We start from the raw sequence: 18,764 nt of genomic DNA, 5'->3' as shown, positions 1-18,764 counted from the left end.
TCAGACGAGCCCGGCCTCCTTCAGGCTGTGCTTGAGATGGGCGACGCCCTTCTTCGCATAGGTCAGCGGATGGGCCTTTTCCGGATCCTGCTCGGCTTCGACCACGACCCAGCCGGAATAGCCCGGCAATGCGCGGAACACGGCGGGGTAATCGACCATCCCGTCGCCCGGCACGGTATAGATGCCGAGATCGCTGCCCTTGCCGAGCACGGCATCAAGGAAGCTCCAGCCTTCCGCCGCGGCCTGCGCCATGACATGCGCGCGCACGTCCTTGGCGTGGACATGGCTGATCCGCTCGCGATAGCGCGCGGCGAGCGCGGCTGGGTCCGAGCCACCCCAGGTGGCATGGCCGGTGTCGAGCAGGAGATGCACGGCAGGGCCCGTCGCCGCCATGAAGGCGTCGATATCGGCTTCGCTCTGCACGATCGTGCCCATGTGGTGATGATAGACCAGCCGGACGCCTTCGCTCAGCGTGCGCTCGGCAACCTGCGTGATCCGGCGGCCGAACTCGGCCCAGTCCTGCGCGCTCATCACGGGGCGCTGCGAGAGCGGCTTCGAGCGGTCGCCATGGATCGCATTCGAGGTCTCGGCGAAGACCAGCACGGTCGAGCCCATGGCCTTGAGCAGATCGAGATGCGGCCGCAGATGGCGCATCTCCTCGTCGGCGTCGCGCTGAAGCAGTTCAGCTGAATACCAGCCCGAGATGCAGTCCATGCCGAAGGGGGCGAGAGCCGCCTTCAGGGCTGCCGGCTGCCGTGGGAACTTGTGACCAAGCTCCATGCCGGTGAAGCCGGCTTCACGCGCCTCGGCGAGGCAGGTTTCGAGCGATGTCGCGCCGCCGATCTCCTGGAGATCGTCATTCGACCAGCCAATCGGGTTGGCACCAATTCGGATGGGCATGGATAAGTGTCCTTCGGGATCAGGGGCGTGACTTCAGCGCGGTCTCATAACGCTCACGCGCCTGCCGGACTTCGGCGCGCGCGGAGGTTGCCGGCACCGCGACATCCCACCAGTGGCCGCCGGCATCGGTCGAGGCGAGCGGGTCGGTATCGATCACCACGACGGTGGTGCACGCATGCGCGCGGGCTGCACGCAGCGCTTCGTCCAGTTCGGCGAGGCTGCCGACCTTCGCGGCGACGGCACCGAGTGAAGCGGCATGCGCGGCAAAATCGATTGCGGGCAGCGTCTCGTGGCGGGTGTCGCGCAGCAGGTTGTTGAAGGAGGCGCCGCCCGTCGCATTCTGTAGCCGGTTGATGCAACCGTAGCCGCGATTATCGAGCAGGACGATCGTCAGCTTCAGGCCGAGCATCACCGAGGTTGCGATCTCGGAGTTCATCATCAGATAGGAGCCGTCGCCGACCATGACGACGACCTCGCGGCTCGGATCGGCCATCTTGACGCCGAGCCCGCCGGCGATTTCGTAGCCCATGCAGGAATAGCCGTATTCCATGTGGTAGCCGCCGGGCGCGCCGGCCTGCCAGAGCTTGTGCAACTCGCCGGGCAGTCCGCCGGCGGCGCAGAGCACGACATCGGACGGCTCGCTCCAGCGCTGCACGGCGCCGATCACCTGCGCATCGCTCGGCAGGGGCTGGTTGCCGGGATCGGTGTAGCGCGCGGCGAGGCCAAGCCAGGTCTTGCCCTCGGATTCCGCCCGCTCCGTCCATGCCGCCGGAGCGCGATGTCCCGCCAGTGCGGTAGCCAGCTCGGAGAGGCCGGCCAGGGCATCGCAGACCAGCGGAAGCGCGCGGTGCTTGCCGGCATCGAAGGCCTGCGTGTTCAGCCCGACGATCCGGCAGGCCGGGTTGGCGAAGAGTGCCCAGGAGCCGGTGGTGAAATCCTGCAGCCTCGTGCCGACGGCCAGGACCAGATCGGCCTCGCGCGCCAGCGCATTGGCGGCGGCCGTGCCGGTGACGCCGATGGCGCCGAGATTGAGCCTGTGGGTTGCCCCGAGGCTGCTCTTGCCGGCCTGCGTCTCAGCGGCGGGAATGCCGTGCGCCTCGCAGAATTCGGCGAGCGCGGCTTCGGCCTCGCTATAGAGTACGCCGCCGCCGGCAATGACGAGTGGTTTCTTCGCCGCCTTGAGCAGTCTGACGGCCTCGACCAGCTCCTGCTCGTCCGGGCGTGGGCGGCGTGGCGTCCAGAGCCGCTCGGCAAAGAAACTCTCGGGATAGTCATAGGCTTCGGCCTGCACGTCCTGGCAGAGCGCCAGCGTCACCGGCCCGCATTCGGCCGGATCGGTCAGGACGGCCATGGCCCGCTCGAAGGCCGGCATCAGCTGCTCCGGCCGTGTCAGCCGGTCGAAATAGCGCGAGACCGGGCGAAAGCAGTCATTGGCGGAGACCGTGCCGTCGCCGAAATCCTCGATCTGCTGCAGCACCGGGTCCGGCAGGCGCCCGGCAAAGACATCGCCCGGCAACAGCAGCAGCGGCAGGCGGTTGACATGCGCGACGGCGGCGGCCGTGACCATGTTGGTGGCACCGGGTCCGATCGAGCTCGTCACCGCCATCATCTGGCGCCGGCGCGAAGCTTTGGCGAAGGCGATAGCAGCATGCGCCATGGCCTGCTCGTTATGGGCGCGATAGGTCGGCAGCGTGTCGCGAGCGGCATGCAGCGCCTCTCCGAGCCCGGCGACATTACCGTGCCCGAAGATGGCCCAGACGCCCGCGAAGATCGGCACGGTCTTGCCGTCGATCACCGTCTTCTGTGCCTGCATGGCGCGTGTCAGCGCCTGCGCCATGGTGAGGCGGATCGTACCCATTGGGAGTTCCTCAGCGTTCCTGCCAGGCTGCGACCAGCCTGGCGAAGCGTTCTGCCATCATCGTCGTTGCGGCCTCATCGTCGAGTCCGCCGGCAAGCCAGCCGCGCGCCGCTTCACCGAAAATCGTGCGGCCGACGGCGAATCCCTTGACCGATGCCGAGCCCTGCGCTGCCCGGAAGGCCTGCGCGACCGTCTCTTCCGGCGCGTCGAGCCCGAGCAGCAACACGCCGCGGCAATAGGGGTCATGGCCCGCGATGACCGCATCGATCTCGCGCCATGCAGCCGGGGAGGGCTGGCCCTCGAGCTTCCACCAGTCGGGCTTGATGCCGATGGCGTAGAGTCGCGTCATCACCCGAGCAACCGTGTCGTCAGCAACCGGTCCGTGCTTCGAGGCAATGATCTCGACCAGCAATTCCCGCCCGACCTGTCGACAGGCGAGGGCGACGCGCTTCAGTACCTGCTCCTGCGCACTCCTGAGAGCCTCGGGGTCATCCGGATGGTAGAAGCACAGGCATTTGGCGACATGGCTGACCGGCCACTCGGCCAGGGTGGCGCCGAGAGACCCTGTCGCGTCGGTCTCCAGCGCGAGTGGGCGCGAGCCGGGGAGTTCGAGGGGGCGGGCGATCCAGAAGCCGTGATCCTCCGCCCGGAACAGGGCTTCGCGGCCATGGATGCCGTCGACCAGCATGCCAAAGCCAGGGCGTCCTTCGGCGACCCGGGCGGCCGCCTTCACCGCAAGCGTCTTGAAATGGGTGATCCGCTCCTGCGGCACGCCTGCCGCGTCGGCCATCTCCTCGAGCTGCGCCCGATGATCGATGGCGAGCGCCATCACGCCCGCGGGCTGCGGCAGGCGCGTCGTCGCCCAATGCACATGGTTGATCTCGGCGTCCCGGCGCAGCGCCCGGTGCGGCGAACCATGAGCAAGGAAATATTGCAGCTCGGGGAAGGTCGGGCTTTCCGGCGAGCACAGCAGCCTGGAGACGGCGAAGGCGCCGCAGGCATTGGCAAAGGCGCAGCAGGTCGCAAGCGGCTCGTCGCGCAGCCAGCCGCGCAGGAAGCCGGACATGAAGGCGTCGCCGGCGCCGAGCACGTTGTAGACCTCGACCGGAAAGCCGGGGCCCTTGATTCCGTCTTCGAGCGAGGCGGGGATCGCGCCGGGAAATACCACGCAGCCCATCGGCCCGCGCTTGCAAACGATCGTCGCGGCGCTCAGGGACCGGATCGTGCGGATGGCCTGAAGCGTATCCTCCGAGCCGCCGGCGGCGTGGAGCTCTTCCTCCGTGCCGACGATCAGGTCGCAATCGGGCAGGATCGCCTGGAGATGCTCGGTCACCGTCTCGGAGCGGATATAGCGCTCCTCACCGGCCTGGTGCCCGGCAAGTCCCCAGAGATTGGGCCGATAGTCGACATCGAACACGACCTTGCGGCCATGCTTGCGGGCGAGCGCGATCGCCTTCTTCTGAGCCGCGGCGGCGTTGGGAATGGCGAAATGCGTGCCGGTGACGACGATCGCCCTGGCGGAGGAAATGAAGGCCTCGTCGATCTCGCTTTCCTGCAATGCGGCGTCGGCACAGTCGGTGCGGTAGAAGATCAGCGGGAAGGTCTTCTCGTCGCGGACGCCGAGGATGACGAGTGCGGTCAGCCGCTTGGGGTCGGTGATCACGCCGCTCGTCTCGACGCCCTCCCGCTCCAGCTGTTCGCGGATGAAGCGGCCCATCTGCTCGTCGCCGACACGGGTGATCACGGCCGATTTGAGGCCCAGGCGGGCGGTGCCGATTGCGATATTGGTCGGGCAGCCACCGACCGCCTTGAGGAAGCTGCCCATGTCTTCAAGCCGGCCGCCGATTTGCTGGCCGTAGAGATCGACCGAGGAGCGGCCAATCGTGATGACGTCGAGCTGAGGGGCGACGGGCATGGAGCTTCGGCCTTCCGCACTAACCTGCGAGATCGGGATCGGCGCTGACGCCGGCGTGTTCGGCAGTAGCGACCGCGAGCGCCATCGCCAGGGTGAAGCTGGCCGCCATCGAGCGGAATGCGCCGAAATCCGCCTCCGCGACATCGAGCCAGAGATCACAGTTTTCGGCGAGCGGGCTGAGCGGGCTGTCGGTCAGGGCCAACACCGGGATGCCGCGCTGATGGGCGGCGGCAGCGATCTCGACCGTGGCAGTGGTGTAGGGCGCGCAACTGATCGCCAGAATGGCGTCGGCTGGGCCGGCCAAGGCGGCCTGCTCCTGGCCGAGGCCGCCGACATGGTCGACCAGCACCGCCCTGATGCCGAGCTTGCCGAAGGCATAGGCGAGGTAGGACACCACCGGGAACATGCGTCGCACGCCGACGAGGACGATGGTTTGCGCCCTGGCCAGCAAGGCAGCCGCCTCTTCCAGCTGGTCGGGCCTGACAGCCGCCCTGAGCTGGGCAAGCGACGCTTCGCTCGCCTGAATGAAGCCGTCGAGCAGGGCTGCGCCGCCCCCCGAGCCTGTTCCTGCCGTTCGCAGGGCTGCCAGGCGCGCGCGGTGATCGGCGGCATGCCGGCGCAGTCGCGAGCGAAACACCTCCTGGAGTTCGCTAAAGCCGGAATAGTCGAGCGCCTGTGCGAAACGCACCAGCGTCGAGGCCTGCACGCCGGCCTTTTCCGCGATCTGCGCGGTGGAGCCGAAGGCCATGTCGTCGAGATGGGCAAGCGCATGATCCGCGACTTGCTTCAGTCGCTTCGGCAGGGATGGCCGCCGTTCCCGCAGCAAAGCGACGAAACGGTCGAATTCCGGCCTGTCCGTGGGCTGAGGCTGTGATCCTGATGACATGCCGGTTCCGTTAAAGCGCCTTGACTTCAAGCGCTGATCGGCGGAATGTTTATTCCAAAATCAGACAAAGACAATCCATTCATATCAAAATTTCGCTGGGGAGCGTGGCGTCAGGTGTCAGGGAAGAACGAATTCGGTCGGGATCTGACCGGCAAGGCCGCCATCGTGACCGGAGGCAGCCAGGGGCTTGGCGAAGCCGTCGCCCGCGAGTTCCAGGCGCGCGGGATTGCTTCCCTGCTGCTGACCGGCCGCAATCGCGAGCGCGGCGAGGCCGTTGCCCGCGATCTTCGCAATGCTGGCTGCGATGTTCGTTTCCACGCCGCCGATCTTTCCGATCTCGATCAGGTCAAGTCAATCGTTCCGGCCGCCGAGGCGGCGTTCGGTCGTCTCGACATCCTGGTGAACGCCGCCGGCGACACGGAGCGCGGCTCCATCCTGGAGACGACGCCCGAGCTCTATGAGCGCATCATGGCGGTCAATCTGCGTGCGCCGTTCTTTCTGATCCAGGGCGCCGCCGAGCTGATGTGCCGGCTCGGGATCGCGGGCGCCATCGTCAACATCCAGTCGATGTCAGCGCATGGCGGCCAGCCATTCCTGAGCGCCTACAGCGTCTCCAAGGGGGCGCTGGCGACGCTGACCCGCAACGCCGCCTTCGGGCTCCTGCCGCACCGTATCCGGGTCAATGGACTGAATATCGGCTGGATGGCGACGCCGGGCGAAGACGCGATCATGCGGTTGCGCCATGACGCGCAGGATGGCTGGCTCGATCAGGCTGCCGCGAGCCAGCCCTTCGGCCGCCTGCTCGACCCGCAAGAGGTCGCCCGCGCCGTCGCCTATCTGGCCTCGGCCGAATCTGGTCTGATGACTGGCTCGAACATCGATTTCGACCAGACGATTCTTGGAGCGCGGCAGTAACCCTGCCGCAGCCACAGCCTTGACGACAGGACATATGACGATGCGCATGGGATTGCTGGGTGCGGGCCGGATCGGACGCATTCATGGGTTGAACCTTGCGGCGCGCAAGGACGCGACGCTGGTTTCGGTTGCGGACGCCTTTGCGGATGCGGCGGCCTCGCTGGCAGCCGAGACCGGCGCGACAGTTGCCAGTCTCGACGCGATTCTCGCCGACACGACGCTCGATGCGGTCCTGATCTGCACGCCGACCGACACCCATGCCGATCTGATCGAGGCCGCCGTCGCCTCCGGCAAGGCGGTGTTCTGCGAAAAGCCGGTCGATCTCGACGCCGAGCGCATCAGGGCATGCCTCAAGACCGTCGCCAAGACCGGCAGGCCGCTGATGATCGGCTTCAACCGGCGCTTCGACCCGAGTTTCGCTGCGCTCCAGAACCGCCTGCGGGCCGGAGAGGCGGGCGCGATCGAGATCGTCAGCGTGATCTCGCGCGACCCCTCGCCGCCGCCGGTCGACTATGTCAAGCGCTCGGGCGGCCTGTTCCGCGACATGATGATCCATGATTTCGACATGGCCCGCTTCCTCCTCGCCGAAGAGCCCGTCGAGGTCTTCGCGCTCGGTTCGGCGCTGGTCGATCCGGCGATCGGGCAGGCCGGCGATGTCGATACGGCTGCGGTTCTGATGCGCACGGCGTCAGGCAAGATCGCGCAGATCTCGAATTCGCGCCGCGCCAGCTATGGCTACGACCAACGCATCGAAGTCCATGGCTCGAAGGGCATGCTGCGGGCCGGCAATATCCACGAGACCACGGTCGAGATCGCAACCGGCGCCGGCTTCCGGGCTGACCCGGTGCAGAATTTCTTCCTCGAGCGTTATGCCGCCGCCTATCGCGCCGAACTCGATGCCTTCGTCGCCGCCCTGAAGGGCAAGACGGCGCCCCTGCCCTCCGGAGAAGATGGCCTGAAGGCACAGATCCTGGCCGATGCGGCGACCGAATCCGCTCGCAGCGGCAAGCCGGTCGCTGTCGATCTCGGGGCGATCTGAACATGACGCCCGCTGAACTCGATCTGCGCCAATATGCCGTGCTGGGCCTCGTCCAGCAGGCCGGCTTCATGGCGCTCGACTATTTCAACAAGAGCGAAAGCCTTGGCGTCACCATGAAGGGCGCCCAGGACTGGCTCACCGTCGCCGATGGTGCTGTCGAGGATTTCCTGCGGCAGCGCCTTGCCGTGATGTTCCCGCAGGATGCGATCATCGGCGAAGAGGGTGGCGGCGAAGCCTCGGACGCGGTCTGGATCATCGACCCGATCGACGGCACCTCGAATTTCGCCCGCGGCGACCGCAACTGGTGCATCTCGATCGGTTTTCTGCTGAACGGCGTTCCCGAAATCGGCATTCTCTCTGCGCCGGCGCTGGGCGAGATCTATGTCGGACGCAAGGGGCAAGGCGCGACCCTGAATGGCGAGGCGATCAAGGTGTCGGGGCAGACCGATATCAAGCGCGCCTATGTCGAACTGGGCTGGTCGACGCGCATCCCGGCCGAACGCTATGTCGCGATGATCGGGCGTGGCTACGCCGCAGGCGCCTCGGTGAAGCGCGGTGGCTCCGGCGCGCTCGGCCTGGCCCATGTCGCGAATGGCCGGACGGAGGCCTATGCCGAACTCCACATCAACGCATGGGATGTTGCGGCCGGTGTCGTGATCGCAGCCGAAGCCGGCGCCTATGTCAGCGATTTCTTCAGCGGGGACGGTATTGCCAAAGGCAACCCGATCCTGTGCTGCACGCCGGGGCTTCGCCGCGAACTCGAACAGGTCACGCAGATCGGGAGCCGGCAGGCGAGCGATTGATCTTTGCCGGCAACACGTCACTATCAAGCCAATAACAAGACCAAGAACGACACGTAACGGGAGGATGACATGCAGGGATTTCAATGGCTCCGGACCGGGGTCCTGGCAGCGCTGGCCAGCGGGGCTGCTTTTGCGGCGGCCCCCGCACAGGCCCAGGGTGCACTCGTCATGTATTGCGGCGTCCAGGAGGAATGGTGCCGCGCCATGTCGACCGCGTTCGAGCGCGATACGGGGATCAAGGTCGCGATGACCCGCAAATCGGCGGGCGAGATCTATGCCCAGCTCAAGGCGGAATCGGCCAATCCGCGCGGCGATATCTGGTGGGGTGGCACGGGTGACCCCCATCTCCAGGCTGCCGAGGAAGGGCTGACCCTCGAATATGAATCGCCGGTCAACAAGGACCTTCACGACTGGGCGCTGTCGCAGTGGAAGGCGGCTCAGAAGCGCTCCGTCGGCATTTACGCCGGCGCTCTCGGCTTCGGCTTCAACACCCAGCAGATCAAGCAGAAGGGCCTGAACGAGCCGAAATGCTGGGCTGACCTGCTTGATCCGAAGCTCAAGGACGACGTCCAGGTCGCCGATCCGAACTCCTCGGGAACGGCCTATAACCTGCTTGCGACCGTGGTCCAGCTGATGGGCGAGGAGAAGGGCTTCGACTATCTCAAGAAGCTGCACAAGAACGTCAGCCAGTACACCAAGTCGGGCGCCGCCCCCGCCAAGGCCGCGAGCCTCGGCGAAACCGCCGTCGGCATCGTCTTCATCCACGACGCGGTCGTCTTCGCGGTCCAGGGAGATCCGATCAAGGCGGTCGCGCCTTGCGAGGGCACCGGCTACGAAATCGGCTCGATGTCGATCATCAAGGGCGCGCGCAATCTCGACAACGCCAAGAAGTTCTATGACTGGGCGCTGACCCCGGCGGCTCAGGCGCTGGCGGCTCCCGCCAAGTCCTATCAGGTCCCCTCCAACAAGAACTCGACGGTGCCTCCGCAGGCGCCGAAGATGTCCGAGATGAAGATGATCGACTACGACTTCGTCAAATACGGCTCGTCCGCGGAGCGGACGCGGCTGCTGACGAAGTGGGACAAGGAGGTCAAGGCGCTGCCGAAGTAATTTTCCGTCCAGCGCTCTGAAGAGATCCCCTGCGATGCGTCCTGCGACACGGCTCGTCCTGCTGCTCGGCTGGCTCGGCTATGCGGTCATTCCCTGGTACCTGCCTGACGGCGTCAGTCTCAGCCAGTTCGGCTGGCTCGCGGGGTATCCGTTCGGCAAGGTCGGCACGGCGCTCGCGCTGGCCCTGTCCGGAACGGCCCCCTGGCTGCTGCCGGTTGGCGTGGCGCTGCTGGCCGTGACGCTGCTGCTCGGCCGCAGCGAGAGTGCTGCGGTCGGCAGGACGCTGATCTGGGCGGGGCTGACCGGCATGGTCCTGTTCTTCGCGCAGGGCTTTGCCATCACGCTGCAGGGCCAGGGTATCCCCTGGCTCGCAGCGTTGCTCGGCGGCAACGGCGCGGCTCAGGGCGGCATGGGCTTCGGCGCCTTCCTGACGGTGCTTTCGCTCCTGCTGCTGCTCTGTCATGGGCTCGCCTATCGCGGCTTCTGCCGGGGCGACATCTTCACCACCAGCTCGATCGGCATCATCGTCCTGCTGATCGGGCTCTTCATCTTCTTCCCGGTGGCGACGATCCTGCAAAGCGCGCTTGTCGATCAGGCCGGCGCCTTCGCGCCGGGCATCTTCGTCGCGCGCCTGTTCGATTCCTCGATCTGGGGACTTGGCTGCGTCACCGCGAACACCAATTGCGGCGTCGCCTGGAACACGCTGATCCTTGCCGTGCTGACCGGCGTCATCACGACGCTGCTCGGGCTTGCCTGCGCGCTGCTCGTGCTGCGGACGCGCATGCCCGGCAAACGTGTGATGCGCGCGCTCACCGTGTTGCCGATCATCACGCCGCCCTTCGTCATCGGTCTCGCGCTGATTTTGCTCTTCGGCCGCTCCGGCGTGGTCTCCGGGCTGCTCTATGACTGGTTTTCGATTCCGCGCTCGCGCTGGATCTACGGGCTGCCCGGCGTGCTGCTGGCGCAGGTCCTGGCCTTCGCGCCGATCGCATTCCTCGTCCTGATCGGGGTCGTGCAGGGCATCAGCCCCAGCCTGGAGGAGGCCTCGCAGACGCTGGGCGCCAAGCGCTGGGCGACCTTCCGAACGGTGACCTGGCCGCTGCTCAAGCCCGGCCTCGCCAATGCCTTCCTGCTCGGCTTCGTCGAGAGCATGGCCGATTTCGGCAATCCGCTGGTGCTCGGCGGCAATTTCGAGGTGCTGTCGACCAAGATCTTCTTCGCCGTGGTCGGCGCCGCTCATAATCAGGGGCAGGCGGCGGTGCTCGCGATGGTGCTCCTCGTCTTCACGCTCGGCGCCTTCTGGGTCCAGCAGCGCTGGCTCGGCGGCAAATCCTATACGACCGTCACCGGCAAGGGTGATTCCGGCCTGCCGGCAAAACTGCCGAAGCCGGTCACCTTCGTCTCCGCACTGGTGATCGTGCCCTGGGTGGCGCTGACCTTCGTGATCTACGTGATCATCCTGATGGGTGGTTTCGTGAAGACCATGGGCCGCGACCACACGCCGACGCTGGAGCATTACCGCACCGGTTTCGCCATCGATTTCAGCCGTGGAATATTCTTCGAGGGTGCGGCGTGGGATTCGCTGTTCACGACGCTGAAGGTCGCGGCGATCTCGGCCCCGCTGACGGCGGTGCTCGGCCTGCTCACCGCCTATCTGTTGATGCGGCAGCAGTTCCGCGGCCGCCACGTGCTCGAATTCACCACCATGCTGAGCTTCGCCATCCCCGGCACGGTGCTCGGCGTCGCCTATATCCTCGCCTTCAACGTGCCGCCGGTCGAGATCACTGGGACCGGGCTGATCCTGATCATCGCCTTCGTCTTCCGGAACATGCCCGTCGGCGTCCGTTCCGGCATCGCCGGCTTGTCGCAGATCGACAAGAGCCTGGACGAGGCTTCGATCACCTTGCGGGCACGCAGCTTCACCACGCTCTGGCGCGTGGTGCTGCCCTTGCTGCGCCCTGCGCTCGTCTCCGCGTTGGTCTATAGCTTCGTGCGCAGCATCACCTCGGTCAGCGCGGTGATCTTCCTGGTCTCCGCCGAGTACAACCTGGCGACGGCCTATATCGTCGGGCGCGTCGAGGCCGGCGAGTTCGGGCTCGCCATTGCCTATTCCTCGGTGCTGATCGTGGTCATGGCCGTTGGTATCGCCCTGATCCAGCTCGGCGTCGGCGAGCGCAAGCTCGGACGGCGCAGCGCGATCCCGCTCGCCACATCCGCCGCACAGCCCGTCAAGTAAGGAGCAGCACCTCTCATGGCCAAGGCGGGACCTGCCTCAGTCGAATTCCGCAATGTCAGCATGCGCTATGGCGCGGTGACTGCCGTCGACAATATCAGCTTCACGATCGAGCCGGGAAAGCTGGTGACCCTGCTCGGCCCCTCCGGCTGCGGCAAGACCACGACCTTGCGCATGATCGCCGGACTTGAGATCGCGAGCGAAGGCCAGGTCCTGATCGGCGGCAAGGATGTCACGCGGCTCTCGGCTGCCGACCGTGACGTCAGCATGGTCTTCCAGTCCTATGCGCTGTTTCCGCATATGAGCGTGCTGGAGAATGCCGCCTACGGGCCGCTGGTGAAGGGGCTCCCGAAGGCCGAGGCGCAGGACATGGCGCTGACCAAGCTCGCCCTCGTCGGCCTCAAGGGTTTTGAGAAGCGCTACCCGTCCGAGCTCTCGGGCGGACAGCAGCAACGCGTCGCCGTGGCGCGCGCGCTGGTGCTCGAGCCGCAGGTGCTGCTCTTCGACGAACCATTGTCGAATCTCGACGCCAAGCTGCGCCGCAAGGTGCGGGAGGAGATCCGCGAGCTGCAGCAGAGCCTCAATCTGACGGTTGCCTATGTCACCCATGACCAGGAGGAGGCGCTCGCCGTCTCCGACCGCATCATCGTGATGTCGAATGCCCGGATCGCGCAGGAGGGCTCGCCCCGCGAACTCTATGAGGAGCCGGCCAACCCCTTCGTCGCCGACTTCATCGGCGATGCCAACATGGTCGCAGTCACGATCGCGGAGGTGTCCGAAGGCATCGCCGATGTGATGATCGGCTCCGCAAAGGTGACATTGCCGGCGCGTGGCCTCGTGGCCGGGCCGGCCCGGGCGGCGATCCGGCCCGAAAGCCTGTTGATGGGACCTGCCTCCGGGCCGGGTCTGCGCGGCACCGTCCGCAAATGCGCCTATCTCGGCAACCACCTTGATCTGATGATCGAGACCGAGGTCGGCGAGCTCTTCGTCGTCCAGCCGGGTGGGCGCGATCTGCTGCCCTATGGCAGCGAGGTCGGGCTCTCCTTTGCAAATTCGGGCGTCACGCTCATTCCCCAGAGCTGAGCGGAAAGCGCGCCGCTCCTGTCGATTCAGCGGAGCAGAGGCCCCGCGCGGCTTGCCCGCCGGCTTCCTGCTCGCTTCGGCCTCACCCGTGGTCCGTGGGGGCGCCGGTGCTATCCCCTCGGGGCGCGAGCAAGACGAACCAAAGGCGCGCGGATTGCGCGCTATCGCAGCCTCACAGATGCCTGAGCCATTCCGCCGCCGCTTCCGCCGGCGGCCGCTCGATATTGAAGGCGCCGACGAAACCGCCCTTCTTGTCCATGAGATAGACGAGCGCGGTGTGATCCATTGTGTAATCGCCTTCCTTGAGCGGCACCTTCTTGGAGTAGGCACGATAGGCCTTGATCGTGGCGTCGATCGCGGCGCGGTCGCCGGTCAGGCCGACGATGCGCGGGTCGAAGCTGCCAAGATAGCTCTTCAGCACCTCCGGCGTGTCACGCTCAGGGTCGACGCTGATGAACAGCGCGCGCAGCTTTTCGCCCTTGGGGCCGGCGGCGCGCAGGGTCTCGGAAATCTCGAAGAGCTTGGTCGGGCAGATATCGGGGCAATGGGTGAAGCCGAAGAAGACGAGGAAGGGTGCGCCGCGCAGATCGACGTCGGTCAGCGGCTTGCCTTCAGCCGTCGTCAGCGTGAAGGGGCCGCCGACACTCGAGGTCGCGCTCTGGCCCTGACGCACCGGGCTGAAAGTCAGGATCGCGGCAGCCGCCAGGGCGACTGCGCCGGCCAGGAAGACCACGAGAGGCAGGATGAGGCGACGGTTCACAGGGATCCTCGAAAAAACTCGGACGGCGCAGGGGCGCCTCAGAAACAGGCAACGATGGCGGCGATGAGGCCGTCGGTGAAGAGCCGGTCGCCCTCGCGCCACCAGAGCAGCAGTCCGGTCAGCAGCAGCGCAAAAGCGCCGCCGCCGAGCAGCCATAGCCCGGTCCGCGAGGCCTCGGCCTCATGCTCGGCGGCTGTCTGGTCCGATTGCGTCATGACCGGGAGCATAGCCGTGCCAGGCTGAGGCCGGAAGCGGCAACCGTGACGCAGGGGGAGTGCAAGGAGACGAGAGCGGGCGATCGGGATCGAACGGGCGGTATTGGGCTTGGGGAGCAGTTCTATGACGTCGAATCTCTCTTCCTCGCTCCCAGGCGGATAGGCCGACAGGATTGCCGGGCCGCGATAGAACGCTCGTTTCCCGTCGCATCTGTTGATGGACGGTCCTGGATCATCTACCCGAAGCCGAGTGTAGCGCGATGTCATCCGAAATGCCGCGCAATGCCCGTCAGGGCTGGTCTGGGGCTAGCAGCATTCGATGCCAATTGAGCGTTTCGACACTGTCATCCTGGGCGCGGGTGCCGCTGGAATGATGTGCGCGATCCATGCCGCATCACGCGGCGGGCGTGTTCTCATCGTCGATCAGGCCAAAGCACCCGGCGAAAAAATCCGCATTTCAGGCGGGGGTCGCTGCAACTTCACCAATATCGGCACGAGCGCGCGGAATTTTCTGTCGAACAACCCACATTTCGCAAAATCTGCGCTTGGCCGATACACGCAGCATGATTTCGTTGCGTTGGTCGAAAAACACGGCATTGCCTATCACGAAAAGACGCTCGGGCAGCTCTTCTGCGATGATTCCGCCAAGGATATCATCGCAATGCTGATGGATGAGATGGCGCGCGCGGTATGCGAATTGCGCCTCAGAACCACACTGGAAAGCCTTGAGCGGGCAGATGACGGCTTTGCGATCACGCTTGCCGGCGATGGGGCTGCAAAAATTCGGTGCCGGCATTTTGTCGTCGCATCCGGAGGAAAATCCATCCCGAAAATGGGGGCATCCAGCCTTGGCTATCAGATTGCCGGCCGGTTTGGTTTGGCGGTGACGGAAACGCGCCCGGCCCTGGTGCCGCTGACTTTCGGTGAAGATGTCCTTGCCGGGTTTCGCGAGATTGCCGGCGTCGCCGCGGATGCGCGGGTCTCGTGCGGCAAGACCACATTCGATGAGGCGATGCTGTTCACGCATCGCGGGCTGTCCGGCCCCGCGATTCTGCAGATCTCGTCGTACTGGCGCGAGAAGGAGCCGATCAGGATCGCGTTCCTGCCCACGCAGGACGTGTTCGCCGACTTGCGCGCTTCCAAACAGGAAAACGGCCGCAGAAGCATCGCAAATACGCTTGGTGATATTCTGCCGAAGCGATTGGCCGCCTATCTCGCAGATGCCCATGGTTGGACGGGACCCATCGGCGACGCAAGCGACAAGAAGCTGGCCGCGATCGCTTCGACCATTCAGGGCTGGGACGTCATGCCCATCGGATCGGAAGGATACCGGACCGCGGAGGTGACGCTCGGTGGTGTCGATACGTCCGGACTGAAGTCACGGACGATGGAGGCAAGGGCAGTCGAGGGCCTGTACTTCATCGGTGAAGTGGTTGACGTCACGGGCTGGCTTGGCGGCTACAACTTCCAATGGGCGTGGTCATCAGGCTGGGCCGCAGGGACCGCTATCGCCGAACGCACCGGCTGAGATGCCTGCGCGGCGCGATTTAAGATGCTCGCCAGCGTTCCCAGCCAGGCCATGCCGGAGGGTTCGAACGACCGGCTCTGCTCGAAAAACAGCGCGCTAACAAATTGTCGTAAAAAGGGTTTGGAGCGGGCGATCGGGATCGAACCGACGACATTCAGCTTGGGAAGCTGACGYTCTACCACTGAACTACGCCCGCATGCGCTCGCAGCGACCGCAGATCAACGGCGAGGACACGAATCTCATAGCGGCTTCCTGCGCGGGTGTCATCCGGCAATCGTGCGGGATGGGAGCCTGCGATCCACTCAGTCGCGAAAATGCTTCGAGAGCTTGAGCGCCTGACCCTGATAGTTCGATTTCAGGTCGGCGCCATAGAGGGCGTCCGGGCGTGCTGCCATGTGCTCGTAGACCAGCCGACCGACGATCTGGCCGTCCTCGATGATGAAGGGCACGTCGCGCGAGCGGACCTCGAGAACGGCGCGCGCGCCCTTGCCCCCGGCGCCGCCATGGCCGAAGCCGGGGTCGAAGAAGCCAGCATAGTGGACGCGGAACTCGCCGACGAGCGCATCGAACGGCGTCATCTCGACGGCATAGTCCGGGGGCACATGCACCGCCTCCTTCGAAGCCAGGATATAGAACTGGTCCGGATCGAGGATCAGGGAGCGCGAGGCGTCCGCCTGGATCGGCTCCCAGAAATCGGCGACGCGATAGGCGCCGACGCGGTCGACATCGACGAGCGCGGTATGGCGCTTGCCGCGATAGCCGACGAGGCCGTCGAAGCCGGCGAGATCGACGCTGACGGCAACGCCGCTCTGGAAGGAGGGAGTGGCCGCGCTGACCAGGGTCTCGCGCTCGTGCAATTCGCCCAACGTCCGGTCGTCGAGCCGGGCATCGCCGGCGCGGAAGCGGATCTGCGAGAGCCGCGAGCCGGAGCGCACCAGGACGGGGAAGGTGCGCGGCGAGATCTCGATGAAGAGCGGGCCCTCATAGCCTTCCTCGACCAGATCGAACTCGCGCGCCCGGTCGGTGATGACGCGGGTGAAGACATCGAGCCGTCCTGTCGAGCTCTTCGGGTTCGCCGCGGCGCGCAGGCCCTGGGGCAGCGCCAGCCCTTCCATCAGCTCGGCGACATAGACGCAGCCGGTCTCGAGCACAGCACCCCTGGTCAGGTCGATCTCATGCAGGGCGAGCTGGTCGAGCCGCCGTGCGACGGTCGATCCCGGGCCGGGCAGAAAACTGGCGCGGACGCGATAGGCCTTGTCGCCCAGCCTGAGGTCGAGGCTGGCCGGCTGGATCTGGCCCTCTGCGGGCGGCCGCGCGAGCTTGATCACACCTTCTTCGATGAAGGCACGGATGCGGCTGTCGGGCTGGATGCCGGGCAGGAAGGGCAGCATGAGCGTCGGACCTGTTCAGCCTGAGCTAGCGAAGCCTGGCATGAGGGCCAGGCGGGCCAGTCCTATCGCCCGTTTTCGGGGCGGTTGTCCATGCGGGAATCATTCTGCCCGCCGCCGCGCCGGGCCGGACGCAGGACTGGCCAGCGCGGCTTCGGGATTGACGCTGCCGCCGGCCGGTTCATAACAGGGACGTCGTTCCCGGCCCAATTCCGCCCGCCGGCGAACCGCAACGGCACGGAGCCGCTGAGCATGTATCAGGCGCAAACCCGAGGCGTGCGCGTGACCGCCGTTCCCGAGTTCATGGAACGGGAATCCGCCCATGAGCAGGGTCGCTATTTCTGGGCCTATACGATCGAGATCGTGAACCAGTCGCGACAGACCGTGCAGTTGATGACCCGCCACTGGTTCATCACCGATGGCCGTGGTGAGGTCCATGAAGTGCGCGGCGATGGCGTCGTCGGCAAGCAGCCGGTGCTGCGGCCGGGCGAGAGCTTCAGCTACACCTCGGGCTGCCCGCTGATGACGCCCGACGGCTCGATGCGTGGCTATTACGCCATGCTGGGCGAGGATGGTGTGGTCTTCGATGTCGAGGTGCCGCTGTTTCCGCTCGATTCCCCCTATGTGAAGAAGGTTCTGCATTGACCATTCCGACCACGGCCGCGCGGCGCTACACGCCGCTCGAAATGCTGTCGCGCCTCGTCGCCTTCGACACGGTGAGCGCCAAGTCCAATCTCGATCTCATCGCCTTCGTTGCGGACTATCTCGAGAGTTGGGGTGTGTCCTCGATCCGGATTCCCAATGCCGAGGGCGACAAGGCTGCGCTTTTCGCCACAATTGGCCCGGCCGATCGTGGCGGCATCGTCCTGTCCGGCCACACCGATGTCGTGCCCGTCGCGGGGCAGGCCTGGTCGAGCGACCCCTTCACCCTGCGCATTGCCGATGGCAGGGCCTATGGTCGAGGCGCCGTCGACATGAAGGGTTTTGTGGCGCTGGGACTGGCCCTCGTGCCGGAATTCCTGGCCGCCAGGCTGACGACGCCGATCCATCTCTTCCTGTCCTATGACGAGGAACTTACCTGCCTCGGCGTGGTGGACGGCATTGCCCGCATGGGGCGCGACCTGCCGCTGCCGCGCGCTGTCATCGTCGGCGAGCCGACCTCGCTCGAAATTGCCGACGCCCATAAGGGCATCCGCACCTTCAACACGATCGTCACCGGCTTCGCCGCCCATTCCTCTAAGCCGCATCTCGGCGCCAGCGCCGTCCATGCCGGGGCGTTGCTCGCCGCCGAGCTTGACCGGATGGCGCAGGAGCTGATGGAACGGGCCGACCCGGCAGATCGCTTCGATCCGCCCTACGACACGGTCCATGTCGGCAAGCTCCATGGCGGAATCGCCCGCAACATCCTGGCCGATCGCTGCGAGCTTGGCTGGGAGGTGCGTACGTTGCCGGGTTCGGACCCCGACGAGGTGCCGCATCGCTTCGCCGCCTATGCCGAGACGGTGCTCGCGCGCATGCACCGGACCGCGCCGTCCTCGACGATCACGACCGTGATGACATCGGATGTGCCGGGTCTTGCGCCCGATGCCGGCTCGACCGCCGAGACCCTCGCCATGCGGCTTGCCGGCCGCAACAGCACGATTGCCGTGCCCTATGCGACCGAGGCCGGACATTTTCAGCGCGCCGGCCTGCCGACGGTCGTCTGCGGCCCCGGCTCGATCGATCAGGCGCATCAGCCTGACGAGTTCATCACGCTCGAGCAGCTCGCCGCCGGCGAGACATTCATGCGCGATCTGATGGAGAGCTGCCGGAGCTGAGAGGCTCTGAGCCCCCGCATCGGTGACGGCAGGCAGCCGGGGCGAGCGTCGCCTCGGTGCGTTGGGGGTGAGGTCTGCCCAGCCAGCCGCGCAGCCCGATGTTCTGCCGTTCGGCGCGCCCCGGGCGCACCATCCGGGCGAGGTGCGTCGTCTTGCCCGTGCTGAACTTGCTCGCATAACGCCGTACACGTCGCAGCGCAGTCGCCCGTGCAGGGACGCCTGCGCTGTCTTGCCTCGCTTGCGCGCGGCACGCTTCACTGGAAAATGCATACGCTTAGGAATAATGTATGCAGACATTGATTGGATGTAGCGAG

The 18,764-nt window shown here is 65.9% G+C and carries 16 protein-coding genes and 1 tRNA gene; 9 read left to right on the top strand and 8 right to left on the bottom strand.

The features are described from left to right. The 4 genes from iolE to AC1DW9_RS06585 are packed head-to-tail and all read right to left on the bottom strand — an operon-like array spanning position 1 to position 5,559. A complete protein-coding gene (gene iolE / locus AC1DW9_RS06600; RefSeq protein ID WP_441505040.1) occupies positions 1 to 900 on the bottom strand; it encodes a myo-inosose-2 dehydratase in 900 nt (299 codons plus the stop codon). 19 nt (positions 901 to 919) lie between these two features. After that, complete coding sequence (gene iolD, locus AC1DW9_RS06595) at positions 920 to 2,758, bottom strand: 3D-(3,5/4)-trihydroxycyclohexane-1,2-dione acylhydrolase (decyclizing) (protein WP_441505039.1); 1,839 nt, start codon at positions 2,756 to 2,758, stop codon at positions 920 to 922. 10 nt (positions 2,759 to 2,768) lie between these two features. Beyond that, positions 2,769 to 4,673: a bifunctional 5-dehydro-2-deoxygluconokinase/5-dehydro-2-deoxyphosphogluconate aldolase gene (locus tag AC1DW9_RS06590; protein WP_476775097.1), complete on the bottom strand. Its 1,905-nt coding sequence runs from the start codon at positions 4,671 to 4,673 to the stop codon at positions 2,769 to 2,771. 19 nt (positions 4,674 to 4,692) lie between these two features. Further along, positions 4,693 to 5,559, bottom strand: coding sequence for a MurR/RpiR family transcriptional regulator (locus tag AC1DW9_RS06585; RefSeq protein WP_476775096.1), 867 nt, complete (start codon positions 5,557 to 5,559; stop codon positions 4,693 to 4,695). A gap of 114 nt (positions 5,560 to 5,673) precedes the next feature. Between AC1DW9_RS06585 and AC1DW9_RS06580 the strand changes: the two genes are divergently transcribed. The 6 genes from AC1DW9_RS06580 to AC1DW9_RS06555 all read left to right on the top strand — a co-directional run bounded on the left by AC1DW9_RS06580 (position 5,674) and on the right by AC1DW9_RS06555 (position 12,742). After that, a complete protein-coding gene (locus AC1DW9_RS06580; RefSeq protein WP_476775095.1) occupies positions 5,674 to 6,474 on the top strand; it encodes an SDR family oxidoreductase in 801 nt (266 codons plus the stop codon). Positions 6,475 to 6,514: 40 nt separating this feature from the next. Next, complete coding sequence (iolG, locus tag AC1DW9_RS06575; protein WP_476775094.1) at positions 6,515 to 7,513, top strand: inositol 2-dehydrogenase; 999 nt, start codon at positions 6,515 to 6,517, stop codon at positions 7,511 to 7,513. A 2-nt stretch (positions 7,514 to 7,515) separates the two neighbouring features. After that, positions 7,516 to 8,316 carry an inositol monophosphatase family protein gene (locus AC1DW9_RS06570; RefSeq protein WP_476775093.1) on the top strand — a complete coding sequence of 267 codons (801 nt, stop codon included), beginning with the start codon at positions 7,516 to 7,518 and terminating at the stop codon, positions 8,314 to 8,316. 69 nt (positions 8,317 to 8,385) lie between these two features. Continuing rightward, positions 8,386 to 9,426, top strand: coding sequence for an ABC transporter substrate-binding protein (locus AC1DW9_RS06565; RefSeq protein WP_441491944.1), 1,041 nt, complete (start codon positions 8,386 to 8,388; stop codon positions 9,424 to 9,426). 34 nt (positions 9,427 to 9,460) lie between these two features. Beyond that, positions 9,461 to 11,662: an ABC transporter permease gene (locus tag AC1DW9_RS06560; RefSeq protein WP_476775092.1), complete on the top strand. Its 2,202-nt coding sequence runs from the start codon at positions 9,461 to 9,463 to the stop codon at positions 11,660 to 11,662. Between the two features lie 15 nt (positions 11,663 to 11,677). Next, entirely contained in the window at positions 11,678 to 12,742 is a 1,065-nt protein-coding gene (locus AC1DW9_RS06555; protein WP_476853296.1) for an ABC transporter ATP-binding protein, read from the top strand. Positions 12,743 to 12,914: 172 nt separating this feature from the next. Here AC1DW9_RS06555 and AC1DW9_RS06550 read toward each other — a convergent pair whose 3' ends face one another. Then, on the bottom strand, positions 12,915 to 13,508 hold the full coding sequence (locus AC1DW9_RS06550) for an SCO family protein (protein ID WP_441505120.1): 594 nt from the start codon (positions 13,506 to 13,508) through the stop codon (positions 12,915 to 12,917). 32 nt (positions 13,509 to 13,540) lie between these two features. Then, positions 13,541 to 13,717 carry a hypothetical protein gene (locus AC1DW9_RS06545; protein ID WP_441491941.1) on the bottom strand — a complete coding sequence of 59 codons (177 nt, stop codon included), beginning with the start codon at positions 13,715 to 13,717 and terminating at the stop codon, positions 13,541 to 13,543. 325 nt (positions 13,718 to 14,042) lie between these two features. Here AC1DW9_RS06545 and AC1DW9_RS06540 point away from each other — a divergent pair, with 325 nt between their 5' ends. Beyond that, positions 14,043 to 15,245, top strand: coding sequence for a BaiN/RdsA family NAD(P)/FAD-dependent oxidoreductase (locus AC1DW9_RS06540; protein ID WP_476775129.1), 1,203 nt, complete (start codon positions 14,043 to 14,045; stop codon positions 15,243 to 15,245). Between the two features lie 121 nt (positions 15,246 to 15,366). On the opposite strand, the gene AC1DW9_RS06535 is transcribed toward AC1DW9_RS06540, so the two are convergent. Together AC1DW9_RS06535 and AC1DW9_RS06530 are read right to left on the bottom strand one after the other, a co-directional pair. After that, a tRNA-Gly gene (locus AC1DW9_RS06535) sits at positions 15,367 to 15,441 on the bottom strand. A gap of 106 nt (positions 15,442 to 15,547) precedes the next feature. After that, positions 15,548 to 16,636: a 2'-deoxycytidine 5'-triphosphate deaminase gene (locus AC1DW9_RS06530; RefSeq protein ID WP_441478534.1), complete on the bottom strand. Its 1,089-nt coding sequence runs from the start codon at positions 16,634 to 16,636 to the stop codon at positions 15,548 to 15,550. A 249-nt stretch (positions 16,637 to 16,885) separates the two neighbouring features. On the opposite strand from AC1DW9_RS06530, the gene apaG reads away from it, so the two are divergent. Beyond that, the gene (gene apaG / locus AC1DW9_RS06525; RefSeq protein ID WP_069878462.1) at positions 16,886 to 17,278 is read left to right on the top strand and encodes a Co2+/Mg2+ efflux protein ApaG; all 393 of its coding nucleotides are present in this window, start codon (positions 16,886 to 16,888) and stop codon (positions 17,276 to 17,278) included. Beyond that, on the top strand, positions 17,275 to 18,450 hold the full coding sequence (gene argE / locus AC1DW9_RS06520; RefSeq protein WP_476775090.1) for an acetylornithine deacetylase: 1,176 nt from the start codon (positions 17,275 to 17,277) through the stop codon (positions 18,448 to 18,450). Before apaG ends, argE begins: the two co-directional genes overlap by 4 nt. Positions 18,451 to 18,764 lie beyond the last annotated feature (314 nt).

It is taken from the genome of Allobosea sp. P4_E12, from assembly GCF_056401655.1.
Note: the sequence above shows the minus strand (reverse complement) of the source record. Positions and strands in the feature narration are given on the sequence as shown.